This window comes from Coleofasciculaceae cyanobacterium (assembly GCA_036703275.1).
In the GTDB taxonomy this organism is placed as follows: Bacteria; Cyanobacteriota; Cyanobacteriia; order Cyanobacteriales; family Xenococcaceae; genus Waterburya.
In genome coordinates this window covers 141,727-160,858 of record DATNPK010000108.1, presented here as the reverse complement: position 1 = coordinate 160,858, position 19,132 = coordinate 141,727, and the positions used below count along the sequence as shown (strand labels likewise).

Genomic DNA, 19,132 nt, shown 5'->3' with positions numbered 1-19,132 from the left:
ATAGGATATGGATTCAAACGTCTCATTCATCGGTAGGAATTAAACCTACATGAGTTTAGAGTTATTGTATTTTCTAGGTTCTAGAGAATACCCTCAGCGTTCCTACAATTGTAGTTAGGCTGAAACGGGTCGCACTAATTCCTGATTGATATATCCACAATTGGAACAGGTTTTAGAGCTTGGATAAAAACGATCTACGAAATGAATCAATTTACCCTTATTGAGCGCAACAGTTTTAAGTATTTCAAGAAAACTAGCGAAGCTTAAATCGCTAATTTTCTTGCCCCACAACTTTTTCAGGCCGTCTAGGTTTAAGTCTTCAAATATCAGCACATCATATTCATTGGTTAACTTATGTGCTAAGTTCCAAAACCAATCTTTTCTCTGGTTAGATATGTCTTGATAAACTCGATTGAGATTGTCTTTAGCTTTATACCGCACACAGCAAAGCTGTGCAGTCGTCGAAGACGACGATCTGCCCTAAAGGATTAGTGCCTGGAGGCACGTCCGCGTACGCGCTGCATTAGAGCCTTTCTTTTTACTAGATAAATTCCTGCTAGCTGCTTTTAGCCTATTCCTAGACTGATTGAAAAACAAAGGAGATTTAATAGATGTATTGTCACTGCCTGTTAAAAATGTTTTTAAGCCAAAATCCCACCCGGCGATTTTACCCGTCACTGGTGCGATTAATTCTCCAACATAGTCCGTCACAACCAAAATGAATAGTTTACCTAGATTGTTTCTTTTAACAGTTAGTGTCTTAACCTTCCCAAGTATCTCTGTGCTTTTTGAAAACTTATAAACCCTGTTGCCAATGCGTACTTTATTGCCAGATAAAAACTTATATCCAGATTGTTTAAGAGTGAAAGATTTGTATTTTCTAGTCTTTTTAAAACCAGGCGGTCTAGTACCTCTGTTAAACTGCTTGAAAAAAAGCTTGTAGGCTTTGTCTATTCGCTGACAAATCTCTTGTACCGCTTGACTACCAACTTGTTGCCAGTATTTTATCCGCTTACGCAGTTTGGCGATATGCTTCATTAATTTGTACATATTCAAGTGCTTTCTAAACATCTTGTAGTATGGTAGATGCAAAGCAATACAATGATTATAAACATTTGCGCTAGCATTGATTTGGCAGGGAATACGCTTATTTTGCTTAGATTGATACAACTTGAATTTATACGTTTTCATAGAGCAATTGTAACATAAATACTACATCAAAAGTCGCCCTAAACGGCGAGGCTTGTGCGATTCGTTGAAGCTGCGAAGCTCTAGAGATTAGAGAGGTAGAGGCTTCCAAGTGATGACGGAGAGAAAACCGTATGTAGCTTGAACTAATGGATAGATGTGGGTTAAAGTCCCACCATCTAAGAGATAGATGACTCCTTACCTGGCACTACTGAGTAGGCTCGGAATCTTACAGGGTAAAGCGTGCAGCAGGACGCAACCAGAGGTAAAACAGATTAACCACACTGGCGTTAACAGGGAGATGTCAAGGGTAAATAGGTTCTAGGAAAGTGTCTCAGCCGTAAGCCACAATCTGAATAACAAAATGTGGACTTCGTTACCGCCCATTCTCGCAGCGTCTTAAACCTAATAGCTGCATCTGTGAGAAGGTAACAGGCAAAATGAACCGCCCTAAAACATCAGCCAATCTAACCATTGGAACGAATAAAAACGTAGCACTAGGTCTGAGGGGTCGAAACCTCAGTAGGATAGACGAGTATCGGAAACCCTAGCTACGGGTAGGATGAGGCGTGCAGAGTGCGAAGCACTCTGATCGTCGTCTGCGACGACTGGGAAAGCTTTGCTTTCCGCGCCAAAAGGAAATCAGAAAATGTTCAATTAAGTAGGATAGGAATTATGACGCATAGCGCAAGTTATAGCGATGATTGGGAATTTACCGACTGGAAGAAACTCCAGAAAGTATTATTCCGACTACAAAAGAGAATATTCAAAGCAGTCAGAGAAGGAGACAAGGCAAAAGCTAGAAGACTTCAAAAACTCGTTCTTTCGTCTTATGCAGCAAGAATGCTAGCAATCAGGCAAGTAAGCCAGTTGAACACTGGCAAGAAAACCGCAGGGGTTGATGGGGTCAAATCACTAACCTTCAAGCAACGTTTCGACTTAGAAACCACGCTCAAGAAAAGTTACAAAACATGGCAACATCAAGGTCTAAGAGAAATACCCATACCTAAAAAGGACGGCTCTAAAAGACTATTAAAAGTCCCAACTATTGCGGATAGAGCATGGCAGTGTCTTGTCAAATACGCTCTAGAACCAGCACACGAAGCAACTTTCCACGCCAAAAGCTACGGATTTCGACCAGGACGAAGCACACATGATGCTCAAAAAGTCTTGTTCAACAATCTCAGAAGCTCAGTCAACGGAATTAATAAACGAGTCTTAGAAATAGACATCGAAAAATGCTTCGACCGTATAAGCCATAAGGCAATCTTAGACAAAATTATCTCTCCTGAATTTGTCAAAACGGGTTTAATAATATGCCTAAAATCAGGTATTAACCCAGAATTTCCCGAACAAGGAACACCTCAAGGTGGGGTCGTTTCACCACTACTCGCTAATATTGCGCTGAATGGTATCGAAAAGATAGGGGAAGTCAAAATCAAGAACGGAAAGATAATTTCTAAATGTATAAGATATGCGGATGATATGGTTTTTGTCTTAAAACCAGAAGACAGTGCTGAAGAACTACTTGCCCAAGTTGAAGAATTTCTTACAGTCAGAGGAATGAACGTGAGCCAGAAGAAAACAAAAGTGACAGCCTCGACAGATGGATTCAACTTTCTCGGATGGCACTTTCATGTCCAGAAGAATAACGAAAAATTTAGAAGTATCCCTTCAACGGAAAACTTCAAAGCTTTTCGTTCCAAAGTTAAAAACATCGTCAATAACTCTAACTATGGTGCAGAAACAAAGGTGTATAAGCTAGCACCCATCATCAGAGGATGGAGATACTACCACAGATATTGCAAGATGGACGGCTCTCGGTTTAACTTATTCGGGTTAGAAGACAGAACCCGCAAAGTGTTCTTGAAACAGAAAACCATCGGGAGACATCAAGCAGTAAAAATGGTTAGAACAGCCTTCCCCAAAGTTAGTTTCTCGGAGAACAAATTCGTCAGTGTCAAAGGTGATAAATCTCCCTTTGACGGTGATTTAGTCTATTGGTCAAAAAGAAACAGCGTACTGTACGACGGGATTGTAGCGACAACACTCAGGAAACAAAATCATTCATGTGGACATTGTGGACTAAAACTTCTTAATGAAGAAAAAGTAGAACTACATCATATTGACTGTAACCACAACAACTGGGAATACAAGAACCTCTTGGCAATCCACAGAAGTTGTCACCACTACATCCACATGAGCAAAAGCTAACGCTGAGATTTTCGGAAGCTGGATACACGGAAACGGGTACGTCCAGATTTCATAGAGAGGGGCGAGAGGTAATACTCTCCCTCGACTCTACCCAGACCCATTATTTTCGGTAAATTATCTTCCTTTCAACAAATTCATTGCTTTCTCTTTAATGCTGGTTATGTCAATCATGTTTTGTAAATCGGCTTCCTCGTACGCCCCTCCAAAAGCTTCCATGGCAGCGTCTCTTAAAGCGCGAGGGAAAGCATCATCAATTATTTCTTGCAGAACTTCATCTGGGGCATAACATCCACCAGATTTTCGTCTCAGATTAACCCGATTAATTTGCTCTACTGAGTTGAGAATAGAATTTTTCCACGATCTAGTAGTTTTTTTTTCTGCTTGTTGTTTAATTAAATGCAGCAACAAGATAACCATGTAGCTGTAAATTTTATTCAGCTTGTCTTCAACAGACATTTCTTCTAATTCATCAATAATTTTCAAAGCTTCGTTGTAATTTCCTACTGTTATGCTTTGTCGCAGCTTAATTAGTTCTTCCATCGCTGGTCTTATAAATTGCTGATTTAATTAATTATGCAAAAATTCTCTTACCTTTAACAGTACTAATAGGCGATCGCAGTTTGAACTTTTATCATCTTGTTAAACTCTGCTTGCAAAATAAATCATCATCAATTTAACGGCGTTGGTGATTTAACGTATGACGTACCAAATGTTTCGGCTCGTAGTGAAGCACTTTCGTTGCGGGGGGAACCCCCGTTAGAGAAACTGTTTCAAGAAGTGCTGAACCCGAAGGGCTATTAGCTTCTTAAATTCAATTAAGATTTTCAAATCTCAAAAATCATACCCCGATTCACCAACGCCAATTTAACTTATACCTATTCAATTATTTGCTGTCGCCAGTAAGTAAACACCCACAATCAGACCAATAAGATTAGGCAACCATGCTGCCCAAAAAGGTGAGATTACACCTGTAATTCCTAGTGAGCCGATCGCAAAACCTAAGCAATAATAAGTAAAGACAATTCCTACACATAGACCAAAGCTTTTGGAACGGTTAATTTGTGAATACTTCGCACCTAAAGCCGAACCAACTAAGGCAAACACCACGCAAATAAAGGGAAAGGCGTATTTTTGTTGAATCCGTACCGCAAATTTACCTATATCTGTTGGGTTGCCGCTATCTTTAATTAAATTGAGATATTCTTTAGCCTGATGGATGTTCATATCTTCAGGGCTACGTTCTTTATTAACAATCTCGAAGATAGTTTTGGGGAATGGTAATTGTTTAGTCGTAAATTCTTCTGAGATGTTTTCTTTTGCACGACGATTAAATCGCTTAATTTCTCCTGCTACTAAATCCCAGACTTGCTGCTGCTGATTCCATTGTGCCGATCGCGCTGTAATAATTTGCCAGACGCGATCGCTACGAAAATCAATAATCGTTACTTTGAGTAATCTTTGCCGATCGTATTGTTCGGCAAAATAAATATGCTTGAGCTTTTTAGCTGTATTATTACCCATTAATTCATATTCAGCATAGAAAATGTCTTGCTTTTGCAGGTTCAGTTCAGTTTCGGCAATAAAAGGATTTTGCAGCAAATTTGCCTGATAATTGGCAGCAGGAACAATTAATTCATTGAGTAGAAAAGTGATTCCCGTTACTACTAAACTAAATATCAAAGCCGGTAAGACAATTCGATAGAAGCTAATGCCAAAACTAAATAATGCGGTTAATTCGCGATCGCTATTTAAACGACCATAAATAATTAAACCAGTTAACAAGATGGAAATAGGTAAGGCATAAGCAGCATACTCTGGTATCTTATAGCAGAAAATAAGTACGGCGACGGGGATAGGTAGCTGGTATTCAGTAATTTTATAGGCTAAATCGGAGACTGTGCCAATGGCTACTCCTAATGAGGATAGCAAGCTGGTGCTAAATAGGAATAATAGGCTTAATTGCCGAACTATGTAGCGATCCATTAATGATATTTGGCAATTACGTTTGATTCTCGTGTAATTAAATTTCATTTAGCTGGAATTTAGCCAGGGAATAATTCTAATTTATAATCAGTAAATTATATTGAACATTTATGATGAACAAGGTTACCGTTAGTGTTCCCGCCACCACAGCTAATTTAGGTGTTGGTTTCGATTGTCTTGGCGCAGCCTTGACGCTGGCGAATGAGTTCCAATTTGCCGTAGTTAATAGTGATACTAAGTTAAAAATTACCGTTTTAGGGGAAGAGGCTGGCAAGGTAAGTATAGGGGAAAATAATTTAATCTATCGCTCTTTACTTCAGTTATATCAGCGGATTGGACAAACTCCGCCAAATCTAGAGATTACGATCGAGCTGGGTGTTCCTTTGTCGCGTGGGTTGGGTAGTTCAGCAACAGCTATTATTGGTGGTTTATTAGGAGCAAATAATCTGGCGGGAAATCCTCTGAGTCAATCGGAAATTATCGCCATGGCGATCGCCATTGAAGGTCATCCCGATAATGTTGTTCCTGCTTTATTGGGTAACTGCCTGCTGTCGGTAGAAGATGCGGGTAAGTGGCAGATTTGCTCTATTCCCTGGCATCAGGATATCATTCCCGTAGTGGCAATTCCTAATTTTGAACTATCTACTCGAGAAGCACGTTCAGTATTGCCCACCGAATATAGCCGTAGTGATGCTATTTTTAATATTTCTCGTCTGGGTTTATTATTGAGAGCCTTAGAAACTAACAATGGTGAATGGCTCAAAACAGCTTTGAACGATCGCCTACACCAACCTTACCGTCAAAAGCTAATTACTGGCTATCAACAAATTCGGCAAGCTGCAATGGAAGCAGGTGCTTATGGCATGGTGATTAGTGGTGCAGGGCCTACTTTATTGGCATTAACTAATCCCGATCACGTAGATCGAGTGGTAAAGTCAATGGCCCAAACCTGGGCAGGTATCGGTATAAATGCGATGGTGCGATCGCTTGCTATAGATACGGTAGGGGCAAAAGTTATTTAGATAGTCTAAAATTTACTGCTTAACTTCTCCAATCAATATTGCTTCACCAAACCAATACTCTTCAAGGTCATTAAAAGTTTTAATCTGCATCCCATACAGTGGATTGCCAATTAAAATTAACTCTTTGGCAGGAGCGATCGCTAAATAGGCAACTGCATGAGAAAACCTTACTCCCTTGCCTTTTTTTCTTTTTTCTTTGACGTGCATCAAAGCGGGTTTATTTGCGGCAATTAAATCATCAATAGTTAAGTTGTGGCGATATTGGGGGTTAAGATCTAGCTGTTTCATCGCTCTAATTTCTGATAGGGTAGTTGTGCCGAAGTGATTGGTTTTAGTTAGTCTTACTACCTCTTGTTCAGTTAAGTGAGGATGTTTTTTAGTATAGTGAGCGAGAGTAGCAATACTAGCGGGGGCGCAGGTATAGGGAGTGGTTTGCATAACAATCCCATTGCTGATTTTTGGTTGGGCAACTAAAGCCTGTACTGGCTGGAGAAAACAAAGCAGGATGCTAAGGGCGCATGAAATTGCCCCTATAGCCACTAGTAGCTGGACGATCCGCTGTCGATAACGCTTACCCGATAGCTCTAAAAATATTAATAAGCCCAGAAAGAAACAGCCCAACCAGACAATAATTTCATTAAAGTAACCCGCTAAGTAAATTAAAAATAGCGGCGGCAAGATTTTTGGTAGCAGGGGGGCAAGATGAAACTTATCTAAGATAATTAAAATACTCAAAAAAGGTGCGATCGCTATTAACAACCACACCAAAGGTTTTTGATAATTATTTAACGCATTGTCAGAGGTAATTCCCTTTGCAGCCAGCTTTTTACCAAAGATACAGCCCGCCGTAAAAGTTAAGGTACATACTAAAACTAAACTGATCATAAATAACTAAAAGGCTTGTAAATTGACCCTGGTTAAATTCTCTAGTTCTAGTATGGAAAAATAAATCAGTAATGTCGGTGATTTAAAACTCCTGACTTGTGACTTTGACTTGTGACTTTTCTATTCTGGTTCTACCCAGCGATCATCAGCCTTAATTAGATTGATTAATTCTTCAACACCTTGTTCTTCAGGTACTTTCTTAATTTCTTCTCGACCACGATACAGAGATATATAGCCTGGTTGTTTGCCCACATAACCATAGTCGGCATCTGCCATTTCTCCAGGGCCATTAACAATACAGCCCATCACGGCAATGTCTAAACCCGTTAGATGTTTTGTTGCTTCACGAACCTTATGCAGCACTTCTTCAAGGTTGAACAAAGTACGTCCACAAGAAGGACAGGCAACATACTCCACCATAGTCTTCCGCAGTCCCAATGCTTGCAGAATACTATAACAAACAGGAATTTCTTTTTCAGGAGACTCGGTTAAAGAAACACGAATTGTATCGCCGATACCTTGGGCTAAAAGAGTACCAATACCCGCAGTAGATTTAATTCTTCCATATTCTCCGTCTCCAGCTTCGGTAACACCCAGATGTAAAGGGTATTCCATGCCTAACTCGTTCATTCTCTGCACCATTAAGCGATAGGCTGCCAACATTACGGGGACGCGAGAAGCCTTGAGAGAAAGCACTATGTTGTAAAAGTCTAGAGATTCACAAATTTTGATAAACTCCAATGCCGACTCTACCATTCCTTCGGGTGTATCACCGTAAGTAAACAGCATCCTTTCCGAAAGAGACCCATGATTAACCCCAATCCGGATCGCCTTACCGCGATCGCGTAATGAAACAATCAGTGGTTCTAAAGTTTCACGGATTTTATTGCCAATTTCGGCAAATTCGGCGGGAGTATATTCAGTGCGATCGCCTTTGGGTTTTTCAAACACATATAACCCTGGATTAACTCGCACCTTATCGACGTGCTTGGCAACCTCTAAGGCAATTTTCATGCCGTTATGGTGAACATCGGCGACCAAAGGAACTGTTTGGTATGTTTGCGCCAGCTTTTGCTTGATTTCAGCTAAAGCTTTGGCATGAGCCATACTAGGAACTGTTACCCGCACAATTTCGCAGCCAATCTCGTGTAATCGGCGGATTGCTGCCACCGAGCCATCAATATCTAATGTATCTTCGTTGATCATCGACTGCACCACCACTGGATTTCCACCGCCAATAGTGATATTGCCAACTTTTACCGCCCGTGTTTTCCGTCTATGGATGGTGGTATCAAAGGCTGTTGAATTAGTAAGGTTAGGATTATCCAGAGTTTGCATAACGACTGCTCTATTGCTCAGAACAAAAATTTTGTATTTAATTTACGTTTTATTGTAAAGCTTAGGGGTTATGACTGGTTTAATGACTTATTTAGTTTAAATATAAAATCTCTCCCCACTACCACTTTAGAGTACCTGCGTCGTTTCCCTGTTCCCGTTTGACCTTACTATCATTTTCAAACCACTCAATGATTTGTCGATGGGTTAGTTCTTCAATCGCCACTTGATTGTCCCTAGCAATCACTTGCAGCAGTCTTTGGGACGATATAGTTAAGCGAGTCAGAAATTTTTCGCTTGAGGAAAGTAAAGCAGCCTCGACATCTGCTGATTCTTCGGAAGATAGGTATTGATCTGGTGCAGGAAGCATTTTTAAGTAAAAAATCTTAATTTATTCAATTGGATCACCTAAGCTAAATCTTTGCATAATTAGCTTCACTGCTAAGACAAGCAGGCTATACAAGAGCTGCAAAATCGCTTAATTATTTTTTATCTTATCTAAGAAAAAAGCCTCAGTAAGATTTTCTGTGTCGATCTCAAAATGTCTATAAAAAAACCTCGGAACTAACCGAGGTATTAAACAAAATGAAGTTGTGCTGAAAACTAAAATCTAGCTGACTACAACAGCAGTGAATACTGAGACTACAACTAATACTGAGGCGAGCGCACCCCAAAGCAAATAGCTACGTTGGTCTTGAGAAGAAGGAGCTTCTGCATAATACATCGTTGGTTCTTTGGCGAAGTTGTTGATAATGCCGTTTTCGTCAGAGATAGTAGTCATAAATTTTTACTTTTTTGTTAACTTATGTAAACTATGTTAGCAAAGTATGTAACTAAATATTAACTAAACTTGACATATTTAAGCTTTATTTAATATTTACCAACAAACATCTATTCTCTAGTGATCCAGTTGAGTAACCCCAATGAATTAATCGCTCCTAGAGCGTGTGCGCCCAAGATAGTTACATTGACAAAATCCAAAAATAAATCAGCTGTTTGAATCGCCTGTTCTGGTTCATATAACCTCGATCCTTGTGGTTGAGATATTGCCTCTGCTATTATCGTCACTACCGTCGTCTCAGAAGCGATAAAGGCTAAGATTAAGCCTAATAAGCTGACCGATAGACCAACACGCAAAACTTTAATTATTTCTGCTCTATTTAGTTCCATAGCAGAATTAGTGGTCTGCAATTGCCTCGCTATCCGACTATAGCGCCAAGCCCAAAAGATTCTAAAAGCTAGGACAATTAAGCTAGCAACTGTAAAAATAATACTAAGTTGGATCGCCGAATTATTAGTAGACTCGCCTAATCTACGGCTAAAAACAATTAGTCCCAAAATTATTCCCGAAGTAGCACCCAAAATTAAATGAATCCAATAGCTAATTCGCGCAAAAAGGCGAAAAACATTGGCAAACTTATTTTTTGGAGGTATGGAAGGATTGTTTAATTGATTTTGCATTGTAACTATTTCTTAAGTTTTAAATACTAATATTTAGGTGTCATCAGCTCGCGAACGATTATATGACGAATACACCTTAAATGTTTTTGGATTAGCTGTTTGATCTTAGGTTATTGGATATTGACTTTTTTTCGACTCTACCAAAAGTTTTAAATGAAGAATGTTGTCTCTTTATATATGTTTAGATAAAGAGATAAAGAGCAATATTTTCTGAAGTTAATCATCTAAAAAGAATAACTTATGATAGATAAGTTATTGGTAGACGGTTATTAGTATAGGTTCAGAAATGAATATAAAATAAGAGTAAAAATAATAAGCAATAAATTTGCCAAGCTACATCCTTTAAAATCTAAGTTAATCAAACTTTTCCTAGTTACTTTGTCGCTCGGACTACCAGTTTTGACAACTGTGGAAGCAAAGGCAGATATGCACGAAGATACGTCTCAAGGCGATCTGGAAATGGAACAAGGTAATGATAATGTAGAACCAGAATCAGGTGCTTATGACAGTATTGATGAAGGTTACGATGGCGAACCAGTAACTACTATTCCTGAAGCTGAAGGAACTATCAATGTCATTGTTAAAAACAATACTAATGCAGCTATCGATTATCAAGCGATTGGCTTTACCGAAAACCAAACTCTTGGGGGGGGTGAGGAGCATACACTGCAAGGATTACCTGTACCTGTAGTCATTAGAGCCGCACGTCAGGATGATGGTTTTGTGACGACTGAGCCAATGGTGAACGAAGATGGAGTTTTGGAAGTAGCCCTCGACGAAGCTGGAGAGCGTAATATCGGTGTGGTTAGAATTGAAGAAGATGACTCTATGTCTACCCAACAAATGGAAAACATGGACTCAGAAATGGAGATGGATAATATGCAAAAGTAATCTATGTCCAAAGACGATATGTTCAGGACATCGAATCAGGCGGTAGTGTTTATGCCGACTAAATAGCAGTAGGTTTTAGGTTTACTATATAGGAGATCGCTTTTACTACTAATTGCTAATCCCCTTTGATCGTTTGATTAATATTTTTGACTCTCAAATTTTATGAACAACAATCATGAAACGCCCTAGTAATCTAATCATTGCATTTATTTTAGCGATCGCTAGTGTTTTTGTAGCTTATGCCTTGAGCCGAATGTTTTTTAGAGTAATTGCACCGCCTGAAATAGAGATAGAAGAAGACTACGAATCACAGCTATTTACTCCTCAGAATGTTTCTGAACAAAACTAATTTCAGGGATGATTTGCCACTTTATTTAACTTTGTTTATATGTATATAAATCGAAAAAATTTTTAATCAATTTTTAATTTATTTCTACAGATAGATGTATTTAAAACAGCAAATTATCTAGTCTTGAACTAACTTAAATTATTAATTACCAAGGTTAACCAAAGATTTAAGTTAAAAACGTTATTGGTAATTATCCAAAATAAAATAGGTAAGAACATGAATTTCAATAAACTATTTACCAAATCAGCATTTTTACTTTTGTTAACAGTATCTTTAGCTGTTGGCGATACTAAAGCAAACGCTAACACAGGAGTTGATGCTAGCGATCGAACAGATTCTAATGGTGCGGTAGAAGATGATACACTCGCTCAAACTGAGGCAGAAGAAAATGTTACGACAGAGGAGCTAAGCGAAAATCCAGAAGATCTGATCGGTCAAACCGTAACTATCAGAAGCGATGCTTTAAAAACAATTGAACCATCTACCTTCACCGTAAGTGACGAGGAATTCTTTGGGGGAGAAGATATTGTAGTAGTTAATGCTAGTGGTGAACCTTTTGTACTTCCTGAAGGTGGTACCGAAGTACAGGTAACTGGAGAAGTAACTAGATTTGTCTCGGCTGATATAGAATCAGCTTACGACTTAGATTTAGATCCTGACCTCTATGTAGATTATACGGACCGGCCCGCTATCATCGCAGAAACATTAGCTCCCGCACCCGATCCTGGGGAAATTACCAAAAATCCCACTCAGTATTATGGACAGACTCTTGCTGTTACAGGAGAAGTAGAAGAAATTTATGGTGCAAACACTTTTACTCTCGATGAAGACGAATTATTCGGAGCAAACGATCTTTTGGTATTAGTAACCAATCCCAGCGAAACGGTAAGCGAAGATGAAGCTGTGGCGGTAACTGGTGAATTACGCTCTTTTGTAGTCGCCGATTTAGAACGAGACTACGATCTCACTTGGGATTTGGATGTGCAGCAAGAAATAGAAGCCGAATATAGCAACAGACCTGTTTTGGTTGTCGATCGAGTTTATCCCTCGGCTATTCCAAGTGCAGCAAAGTAAACTGTTGCTGATTTAAGGTAGGATTTTGAGCAGAAGCGCAGAGGTGCAAAGATAAAGACCCAAAAGTACCAAGATAGATTCGGAATCTCAAACAGTTGCAATTGGCATTGTTAGTGGCTTAGCTTTTGTATTGGGTATGGACATCAGTAGACAACTATACTCTGCGACTTCTAAATTTTTATCTGTAGAGCTAATTCAATGATACATAGCGATCGCTAAATCGTTAAACGTTTGTCACAGTTAAAACATATTTGCTCGATAAGTTGTATATGATACAAACATTTTAAGAAATTAACTTATTGAGCATGGATTTAGTTTCAGAAATAATCAATAATTGTTTGAGAGCAAATGCTCATTGTAAATTAAAAACTTATACCAAAATAACCAAGACAAGGTTATAACTGGAGTTATTTATATCGTCTAATACTAATTATTACTAGTTGTTTCGTTATGGAAATAACCTCAGAAAGTAATCGGGCTAAAAAAGCAGCACTTTTAGCCAAAAAAGATCGAGAAAATATTATCAAAAGTGGTGTAAGTATACTTGAATATTATCGTAGTGGCTGGAGCGTGGTAGAAATAGCGGCCAAAAGTTGCGAATTAGATGACACTACAATTAGAATTTCGGCAATTAGAAATTTTGTCAATCAAGTAAATTCGATAATGGACTTAATTAAATCCCATGTAGAAGGCTTGTCCGACCGAGAAATTGCTCAAAAACTAAACATAGAGATCGGCATTGTTATAGAAGAACTAAAGTGGTTTCAGCAAAGTAAAATTATTACCCAAAAAGGGAAATTATGGATTCATAAAAAATATGAGCGAGTAATCAATGCTTAGCAAAATTAGCCATAAAGATCTTAAATATCTATCTTTAGTCCAAGGCTCACTCGGATGGTTATCTATCTTGTTATAGTTTCCTGTCATTCCAAAAATCAATAGTTTGGTAACTAACGGCTTTGACAATAGAAAGCTTAAAAAAACAAATTGGAGATTGAAAAATAATATGGCTACAGGCACTTCAGAGCAAAATGTATCGAGCGCGCTTACTGCTTACGGTAACCTATCAACAGATGAAAAACTAGCTTTGCTTTGGTATGTTTATACCAAAATGGGAACATCTGTAACTCCCGCAGCACCAGGAGCAGCAGCAGATGAAATCGTAGAAGGATTGTTTAACCAGGTAAAAGAATTATCTCACGAAGAGCAATTAGATGTGCAACGCAAAATTGTTGAATCGCAAGATAGTTTAATTTCTCGTGAGTATGGTTCTTTCAGCGAAAACAGTAAGCTATATTTCTGGTATCGTTTGGCGCAGGGAATGGAAGCTGGAACAATTATTCCTATGCCTGACAACTATCAACCAAGTGGTGGTGTGACTGAGTTGCTATCGCAAGTTGAGTCAATGGAATTTAACCAGCAAATTACTTTTCTTAGAGATGCAGTAGTTGAAGCTGGTGCAGAACCAAAATCTGGCGCAGACATATAGGTTTATTTTTGATAACTACTAATTCAGTGGATGTTCGTTTTAGCTGCGGATGTCCATTTTTTTGGTTGAATTTTCCCACAAAAGCTTGCTTGACGCTGGTTCTAAATTAGAAAATCCAAGTTTTTTCAGTTTTCTCAAAAGAAAGCATCAAATTTCAATAATCAAATATAAACTGCTCTTTAATTTCTAATCCCAGTACTCCAAACAGTTATCTTAAAACCGGCTGACTCTCAACCTAGTGCAATCTTGATGTCAATAGCTTCTATCTATAACAAGAATTGGTAAATTCGATCGCCAGCAAAGCAAAAATTTAGGTAAGGTACGTTTAGATAGATTTTCAACCGAGGCTGATAGTCTTTGGGTTGAGGCTTTAGGTTAAATGACTTAAAATTCGGTCTTACTTAGCTTATAGCTTACAGCTTAAAGCTTATAGCTGCTTAAAGGTGATTGCCATTCCATAGGAGATGTAATTTAATGTCTGACAATCGAAGAAGCAAAGAAGTAACCCAAGGTCACCAGCGATCGCCCAATCGTGCTATGTTACGGGCAGTGGGTTTTGGCGACAATGATTTTAATAAGCCTATTGTCGGTTTGGCTAACGGATATAGTACCATTACTCCCTGCAACATGGGAATCAATACTTTAGCCTTACGAGCAGAAACGGCATTAAAAGACGCAGGGGCGATGCCTCAAATGTTCGGCACAATTACCATTAGTGATGGGATCTCGATGGGTACAGAAGGAATGAAGTACTCCCTGGTATCCCGTGATGTAATTGCCGACTCGATTGAAACCGCCTGCAACGGACAAAGTATGGATGCGGTGCTGGCTATTGGTGGTTGCGACAAAAATATGCCTGGGGCAGTCCTGGCGATCGCCAGAATGAATATTCCCGCTATTTTTGTCTACGGTGGCACAATTAAGCCAGGGAAACACAACGGCGAAGATTTAACCGTCGTCAGTGCCTTTGAAGCGGTAGGAAAATTTAGCGCGGGTAAAATCGATCTAGCTGAGTTAGACGCGATCGAGCATAAAGCTTGTCCTGGTGCGGGTTCATGTGGCGGAATGTTTACCGCTAATACCATGTCCTCGGCATTTGAAGTCATGGGAATCAGCTTACCTTATTCTTCCACGATGGCGGCAGAAGACGAAGAGAAAGCCGAAAGTACTGAAAAGTCTGCTTTTGCTCTGGTAGAAGCGATTAAACAACAAATATTACCCAGTCAAATTCTAACTCGTAAAGCCTTTGAGAATGCCATTGCGGTGATTATGGCCGTAGGCGGATCGACCAACTCTGTTTTGCATCTGTTGGCGATCGCTAATACTATCGGGGTTGAACTGACTTTAGACGATTTTGAAACTATTCGTAAGCGAGTCCCTGTAATCTGCAACCTCAAGCCATCTGGGCGATATGTGACTGTAGATTTGCATAATGCGGGTGGTATTCCTCAAGTAATGAAGATGCTGCTGGCACATGACTTATTGCATGGAGATGCTTTAACCGTCACTGGTAAAACCATTGCCGAAGTTTTGGCAGATATTCCTGAAAATCCTCCTACAGATCAGGATGTGATTCGTCAGTGGGATAATCCTGTATACCAAGAAGGACACTTGGCAATTCTTAAAGGTAATTTGGCTAGTGAAGGCTCGGTAGCTAAAATCAGTGGCGTAAAAAACCCTGTAATTACCGGTCCTGCTAGAGTATTTGAATCAGAGGAACAATGTCTATCGGCAATCTTAGACGGCACAATCAAAGCTGGTGATGTAATTGTAATCCGTTACGAAGGTCCTAAAGGTGGCCCAGGAATGCGAGAAATGCTAGCTCCCACCTCCGCTATTATTGGTGCTGGACTAGGGGATTCTGTAGGCTTGATTACCGATGGTCGTTTCTCTGGCGGGACTTACGGCATGGTTGTCGGTCATGTTGCCCCCGAAGCTGCCGTAGGCGGAACAATTGCTTTAGTTCATGAAGGAGATAGTATTACTATTGATGCTCGCCAAAAATTGTTGCAGCTCAATGTTGATGAAGCAGAATTAGCTCAACGCTATAGCCAATGGAAGCAACGCCAGACTAAATATCCCAGAGGTGTTTTGGGTAAATATGCCAAACTAGTTTCTTCTAGTAGTTTGGGTGCAGTAACAGACTTAAATTTGCATAGTTGAATCTGTAGTTTAATGTAAGGGCGATTTGCCCTTACACAAACGCTGCAAGCATCAATTTGCTAGTTTTTTTTAAGTCAAAACTTGCCAGATAACAGCAGGATGATAGAGATATAAAGGCGATCGCAATAAATGAGCAACTTCTAAAAACATCAGCTGTAAATTAGGTTCAGACGCAGATTTACTAACCAGCTTATTCATGTAGCCCGTCATCAATTTATCTACTGTTCCGCTTTTGCTTTTACTGCCTACTGTAGTAGGAAAGCGGGAATCTTGGCTAGTAGCTAACATCCAGTGAAAAGAGTTGTTTTTGGCTAGTTGTTTCTGGAAGCGATTATTATCTAGTTTGCCTCTGGAAGATTTATCTAACCAAACCTGTAGAGTTTTTGCCCCTAAAGCACTTACGGTCATTCCTTGTCCATATACGGGACACAAGGCACATACTGCATCTCCCAAAGCAATAAAGCCAGTTGGTAGTTTAACTTTGTGGTAGTTTCTCATTCGGTTTGCTGTTGCCCGATGAGCATAAATAGGTGATGTGGGGATGGCATCGGCGATCGCCTGATAAAAATCAGGCTGTGCTAGGCTTTGAGCGAATTCTCGAAATCCGCGATCGTCTAAAGGGGGAAAGTCCTTGCCATAACCGCCCAGCGTGGCAATCAACTCACTGTTTTCGATTCTGGCTAAATATCCCAAACGAGTATTTTTGGGCGGAGACTGAGAGATTAATAATACCTTCCAGTCTGGCGAGCGATTATCTGGTAATTTGTAACGGCGAGTAGCATAACCCAAAAAAGGATTCACTACGGTTTCAGGTGCAGCAGTTTGACCAATTTGTTCTAACCATTGAGCAGCTTGAGAGCTTCTACCGCTAGCATCTATTATTAGATCGGCTATTAGCTCGGTTTTTTGGGTTGAATCTAGCTTGACTCCTCTTACCTGATTTGTTTGGGCATCGTAAATCAAACCTGCTACCTTGCTTTGCTCCAAAATTTTAATTCCAGACAGCTTGAGTAACTCTTGGCGAATTGTCCACTCCAAAAGATAGCGACTACAGGTAACAGAAACAATATCGGAAGCTTCTTTTGCCTCTATTCCCCATTGTTCCTCAACAAAATGCTTAAACTCCCTTGCCCAATCGATACTTAAAGCTCCGTTATTGTCTAACTGTTCTTCAATACCAGGAAAAAACTCGGCTAAGATCCGATAGCCTTTGGTAAACAAAACATGAGGCTGCACTGATTGAGGCACACCACGACGCGCCTGAGGAGTTTCGGGTAGCTTATCGCGATCGATTATAATTACCTGCTCGAAATAATCTGACAATACTTTGGCACTTAGTAATCCAGCAATACTGCCACCAATGATAATCGCGCGATCGCCTCTACTTTTAAGTAAATTTTTATTTATCTGTCTCACCCAACTTTATCCTCCGACCAGTATTGTGCTTATCTTTATCTTGCAGAAGTATTTGGAGATAATGCAAGCAATGAAAAAAAGTAAGCCGTAAACAGATCAGATTCTTACTTTTAATTTTAATAATATAAATTAAGCATCTAACTATATGACTTATAGTGTAGCCTAAGATTACTGAATAACTACATAAAATTACTTCATTTATAATTCATAATCAACAATTTTTGGTAAAGTTTGTAAGTTGATTGACACTTTCTGGTCACACGGTTCTTATTAAGTTTTAAACTATATAGGACTACTATTTTTATATTCTTCAAACGATGCGATCTGAAATAGAAAAGCTGGCTTTGGAAGATGACACAAGGTTAAACATAAGTATTCGCTGAAAAACATACAATTTGTGAAAATAGAAAATTTCAGAAAAGAGATTGTAGCAGATCGAGCCAGGATAACTGCAAGGCTTATTTGGGAAAATTGCGATCGCAAGTGCCAAGATGTTTATTTTGAAACTACTGCTAAATTTCAAGATGATCTTTTCCCAAATCCCAACTCTTTTTTACTGGCCAGCGCACTTCCTGCCATGCGCTACGGAGAAGAACGAATCGCCATAGATGCGCCAATCTGTCCCGAAATTAAAGATGGCTTATATAGCGCGATGAAATGTCTGATAAATTGGCATGGAGGCGACCGCAAAGTAATTCCCATCGAAGCAGCGATCCAATCGACGGTGTTATTTCCCAAAAATCAACCGCGTGCAGGTGCATTCTTTTCCGGAGGCATTGATGCTTTAGCAATGCTGCAAGATAATCGGCTTAATTTCTCTGCCGAACATCCGCGTCATATTAAAGACGGAATTTTAGTGTACGGAATTCTGCAAGGCGAAAACGAATCCGATCCTAATTTTAAAAATGTAATCAATGCTGTTTCGGCGATCGCTGATGATGCAGGTATAAATTTGATTCAGGTTTCTACAAACGCTTATGCTCATTTTAGAGATTTAGATCCCAACTTTAGTTTTTGGCGACTTGAGTATCTTGGCTCGTTTTTAGCGGCGATTGCTCATGCTTTTGCACCCAGATTAACTATCGCTTCAATTGCCTCTACTTATGATTATGCCAGTTTAGAGCCTTGGGGTTCTCATCCTCTATTAGACGGTTTATATAGCAATTTTGGGCTGCAAATTCGTCATGAAAATGCTGCTTTGTCTAGGCTAGAAAAAATTAAATTGATAGCCAAATGGGATGTAGCTTTAAAAAATCTTAGGGTATGCAACGAAAAAAGCAGCTACAGTCAAGGTAACTATAACTGCGGAAAGTGTTATAAGTGCCTCAAAACCAAGACTGCATTACTGGCATTAGGATTGTTAGATCGAGTAGATACCTTTGTTGAAAAAGATGTTTCTTACGAATTATTAGTTGAAAATTGTTATCTCAGCGATGCTTATGGAGAAAACTGCTATCTTGAGCTAATTCAACCTTTATCTCAGCTTGGTCGTGATGATTTAGTTGATGGTATTATTAAGATTTCTAGAAGATATCACGAACAAGATTTCTCGGGGCAAATCAAACGTCTCGATCGCCATCTTTTTGGTGGTAATCTGCTAAATATTGGCAAAAAAATCAAGACATCGTTTAAATAAAGCTAAATAAGGCGTCGAGCTTAAAA

19 protein-coding genes are annotated in these 19,132 nt (G+C 39.3%); 9 read left to right on the top strand and 10 right to left on the bottom strand.

What is annotated here, in order from left to right:
• Positions 1-114: 114 nt before the first annotated feature.
• Positions 115-441, bottom strand: coding sequence for a transposase (locus V6C71_24440; GenBank protein HEY9771605.1), 327 nt, complete (start codon positions 439-441; stop codon positions 115-117).
• A gap of 39 nt (positions 442-480) precedes the next feature.
• Entirely contained in the window at positions 481-1,191 is a 711-nt protein-coding gene (locus tag V6C71_24435) for a transposase (GenBank protein ID HEY9771604.1), read from the bottom strand.
• 672 nt (positions 1,192-1,863) lie between these two features.
• Here V6C71_24435 and V6C71_24430 point away from each other — a divergent pair.
• Positions 1,864-3,402 (top strand): reverse transcriptase domain-containing protein, encoded by a 1,539-nt coding sequence (locus V6C71_24430; protein ID HEY9771603.1) that lies wholly within the window; start codon positions 1,864-1,866, stop codon positions 3,400-3,402.
• A 114-nt stretch (positions 3,403-3,516) separates the two neighbouring features.
• Here the strand turns inward: V6C71_24430 and V6C71_24425 are convergent, their stop codons facing one another.
• Together V6C71_24425 and V6C71_24420 are read right to left on the bottom strand one after the other, a co-directional pair.
• The gene (locus V6C71_24425) at positions 3,517-3,942 is read right to left on the bottom strand and encodes a DUF29 family protein (protein HEY9771602.1); all 426 of its coding nucleotides are present in this window, start codon (positions 3,940-3,942) and stop codon (positions 3,517-3,519) included.
• A gap of 339 nt (positions 3,943-4,281) precedes the next feature.
• Complete coding sequence (locus V6C71_24420) at positions 4,282-5,385, bottom strand: LptF/LptG family permease (protein ID HEY9771601.1); 1,104 nt, start codon at positions 5,383-5,385, stop codon at positions 4,282-4,284.
• 110 nt (positions 5,386-5,495) lie between these two features.
• Between V6C71_24420 and thrB the strand changes: the two genes are divergently transcribed.
• Positions 5,496-6,407: a homoserine kinase gene (gene thrB, locus V6C71_24415; protein HEY9771600.1), complete on the top strand. Its 912-nt coding sequence runs from the start codon at positions 5,496-5,498 to the stop codon at positions 6,405-6,407.
• Between the two features lie 12 nt (positions 6,408-6,419).
• Here the strand turns inward: thrB and V6C71_24410 are convergent, their stop codons facing one another.
• The 5 genes from V6C71_24410 to V6C71_24390 all read right to left on the bottom strand — a co-directional run bounded on the left by V6C71_24410 (position 6,420) and on the right by V6C71_24390 (position 10,088).
• The gene (locus tag V6C71_24410; protein ID HEY9771599.1) at positions 6,420-7,292 is read right to left on the bottom strand and encodes a cysteine peptidase family C39 domain-containing protein; all 873 of its coding nucleotides are present in this window, start codon (positions 7,290-7,292) and stop codon (positions 6,420-6,422) included.
• A gap of 120 nt (positions 7,293-7,412) precedes the next feature.
• A complete protein-coding gene (gene ispG / locus V6C71_24405) occupies positions 7,413-8,630 on the bottom strand; it encodes a (E)-4-hydroxy-3-methylbut-2-enyl-diphosphate synthase (GenBank protein HEY9771598.1) in 1,218 nt (405 codons plus the stop codon).
• 118 nt (positions 8,631-8,748) lie between these two features.
• Positions 8,749-8,997, bottom strand: a complete 249-nt coding sequence (locus V6C71_24400; protein HEY9771597.1) for a hypothetical protein — start codon at positions 8,995-8,997, stop codon at positions 8,749-8,751.
• A gap of 240 nt (positions 8,998-9,237) precedes the next feature.
• Positions 9,238-9,408, bottom strand: coding sequence for a ssl1498 family light-harvesting-like protein (locus tag V6C71_24395; GenBank protein HEY9771596.1), 171 nt, complete (start codon positions 9,406-9,408; stop codon positions 9,238-9,240).
• 110 nt (positions 9,409-9,518) lie between these two features.
• A complete protein-coding gene (locus tag V6C71_24390; GenBank protein HEY9771595.1) occupies positions 9,519-10,088 on the bottom strand; it encodes a DUF3611 family protein in 570 nt (189 codons plus the stop codon).
• Between the two features lie 399 nt (positions 10,089-10,487).
• Between V6C71_24390 and V6C71_24385 the strand changes: the two genes are divergently transcribed.
• The 6 genes from V6C71_24385 to ilvD all read left to right on the top strand — a co-directional run bounded on the left by V6C71_24385 (position 10,488) and on the right by ilvD (position 16,054).
• The gene (locus V6C71_24385; protein ID HEY9771594.1) at positions 10,488-10,979 is read left to right on the top strand and encodes a hypothetical protein; all 492 of its coding nucleotides are present in this window, start codon (positions 10,488-10,490) and stop codon (positions 10,977-10,979) included.
• Positions 10,980-11,154: 175 nt separating this feature from the next.
• Positions 11,155-11,328 (top strand): hypothetical protein, encoded by a 174-nt coding sequence (locus tag V6C71_24380; protein HEY9771593.1) that lies wholly within the window; start codon positions 11,155-11,157, stop codon positions 11,326-11,328.
• Between the two features lie 216 nt (positions 11,329-11,544).
• Entirely contained in the window at positions 11,545-12,402 is an 858-nt protein-coding gene (locus tag V6C71_24375; GenBank protein ID HEY9771592.1) for a hypothetical protein, read from the top strand.
• Positions 12,403-12,852: 450 nt separating this feature from the next.
• A complete protein-coding gene (locus tag V6C71_24370; GenBank protein HEY9771591.1) occupies positions 12,853-13,242 on the top strand; it encodes a hypothetical protein in 390 nt (129 codons plus the stop codon).
• Between the two features lie 166 nt (positions 13,243-13,408).
• Positions 13,409-13,891 carry an orange carotenoid protein N-terminal domain-containing protein gene (locus tag V6C71_24365; protein HEY9771590.1) on the top strand — a complete coding sequence of 161 codons (483 nt, stop codon included), beginning with the start codon at positions 13,409-13,411 and terminating at the stop codon, positions 13,889-13,891.
• Between the two features lie 474 nt (positions 13,892-14,365).
• On the top strand, positions 14,366-16,054 hold the full coding sequence (gene ilvD, locus V6C71_24360; protein HEY9771589.1) for a dihydroxy-acid dehydratase: 1,689 nt from the start codon (positions 14,366-14,368) through the stop codon (positions 16,052-16,054).
• Between the two features lie 69 nt (positions 16,055-16,123).
• On the opposite strand, the gene V6C71_24355 is transcribed toward ilvD, so the two are convergent.
• Positions 16,124-17,470 (bottom strand): FAD-dependent monooxygenase, encoded by a 1,347-nt coding sequence (locus V6C71_24355; protein ID HEY9771588.1) that lies wholly within the window; start codon positions 17,468-17,470, stop codon positions 16,124-16,126.
• A gap of 397 nt (positions 17,471-17,867) precedes the next feature.
• Here V6C71_24355 and V6C71_24350 point away from each other — a divergent pair, with 397 nt between their 5' ends.
• A complete protein-coding gene (locus tag V6C71_24350; protein HEY9771587.1) occupies positions 17,868-19,106 on the top strand; it encodes a hypothetical protein in 1,239 nt (412 codons plus the stop codon).
• Positions 19,107-19,132 lie beyond the last annotated feature (26 nt).

What these genes read in the sequence shown, in the direction of transcription:
- V6C71_24435 (HEY9771604.1), bottom strand. Translation starts at nt 1,191, where the DNA reads ATGAAAACGTATAAATTCAAGTTGTATCAATCTAAGCAAAATAAGCGT.
- V6C71_24430 (HEY9771603.1), top strand. Translation starts at nt 1,864, where the DNA reads ATGACGCATAGCGCAAGTTATAGCGATGATTGGGAATTTACCGACTGG.
- V6C71_24425 (HEY9771602.1), bottom strand. Translation starts at nt 3,942, where the DNA reads ATGGAAGAACTAATTAAGCTGCGACAAAGCATAACAGTAGGAAATTAC.
- V6C71_24420 (HEY9771601.1), bottom strand. Translation starts at nt 5,385, where the DNA reads ATGGATCGCTACATAGTTCGGCAATTAAGCCTATTATTCCTATTTAGC.
- thrB (HEY9771600.1), top strand. Translation starts at nt 5,496, where the DNA reads ATGATGAACAAGGTTACCGTTAGTGTTCCCGCCACCACAGCTAATTTA.
- V6C71_24410 (HEY9771599.1), bottom strand. Translation starts at nt 7,292, where the DNA reads ATGATCAGTTTAGTTTTAGTATGTACCTTAACTTTTACGGCGGGCTGT.
- ispG (HEY9771598.1), bottom strand. Translation starts at nt 8,630, where the DNA reads ATGCAAACTCTGGATAATCCTAACCTTACTAATTCAACAGCCTTTGAT.
- V6C71_24400 (HEY9771597.1), bottom strand. Translation starts at nt 8,997, where the DNA reads ATGCTTCCTGCACCAGATCAATACCTATCTTCCGAAGAATCAGCAGAT.
- V6C71_24395 (HEY9771596.1), bottom strand. Translation starts at nt 9,408, where the DNA reads ATGACTACTATCTCTGACGAAAACGGCATTATCAACAACTTCGCCAAA.
- V6C71_24390 (HEY9771595.1), bottom strand. Translation starts at nt 10,088, where the DNA reads ATGCAAAATCAATTAAACAATCCTTCCATACCTCCAAAAAATAAGTTT.
- V6C71_24380 (HEY9771593.1), top strand. Translation starts at nt 11,155, where the DNA reads ATGAAACGCCCTAGTAATCTAATCATTGCATTTATTTTAGCGATCGCT.
- V6C71_24375 (HEY9771592.1), top strand. Translation starts at nt 11,545, where the DNA reads ATGAATTTCAATAAACTATTTACCAAATCAGCATTTTTACTTTTGTTA.
- V6C71_24370 (HEY9771591.1), top strand. Translation starts at nt 12,853, where the DNA reads ATGGAAATAACCTCAGAAAGTAATCGGGCTAAAAAAGCAGCACTTTTA.
- V6C71_24365 (HEY9771590.1), top strand. Translation starts at nt 13,409, where the DNA reads ATGGCTACAGGCACTTCAGAGCAAAATGTATCGAGCGCGCTTACTGCT.
- ilvD (HEY9771589.1), top strand. Translation starts at nt 14,366, where the DNA reads ATGTCTGACAATCGAAGAAGCAAAGAAGTAACCCAAGGTCACCAGCGA.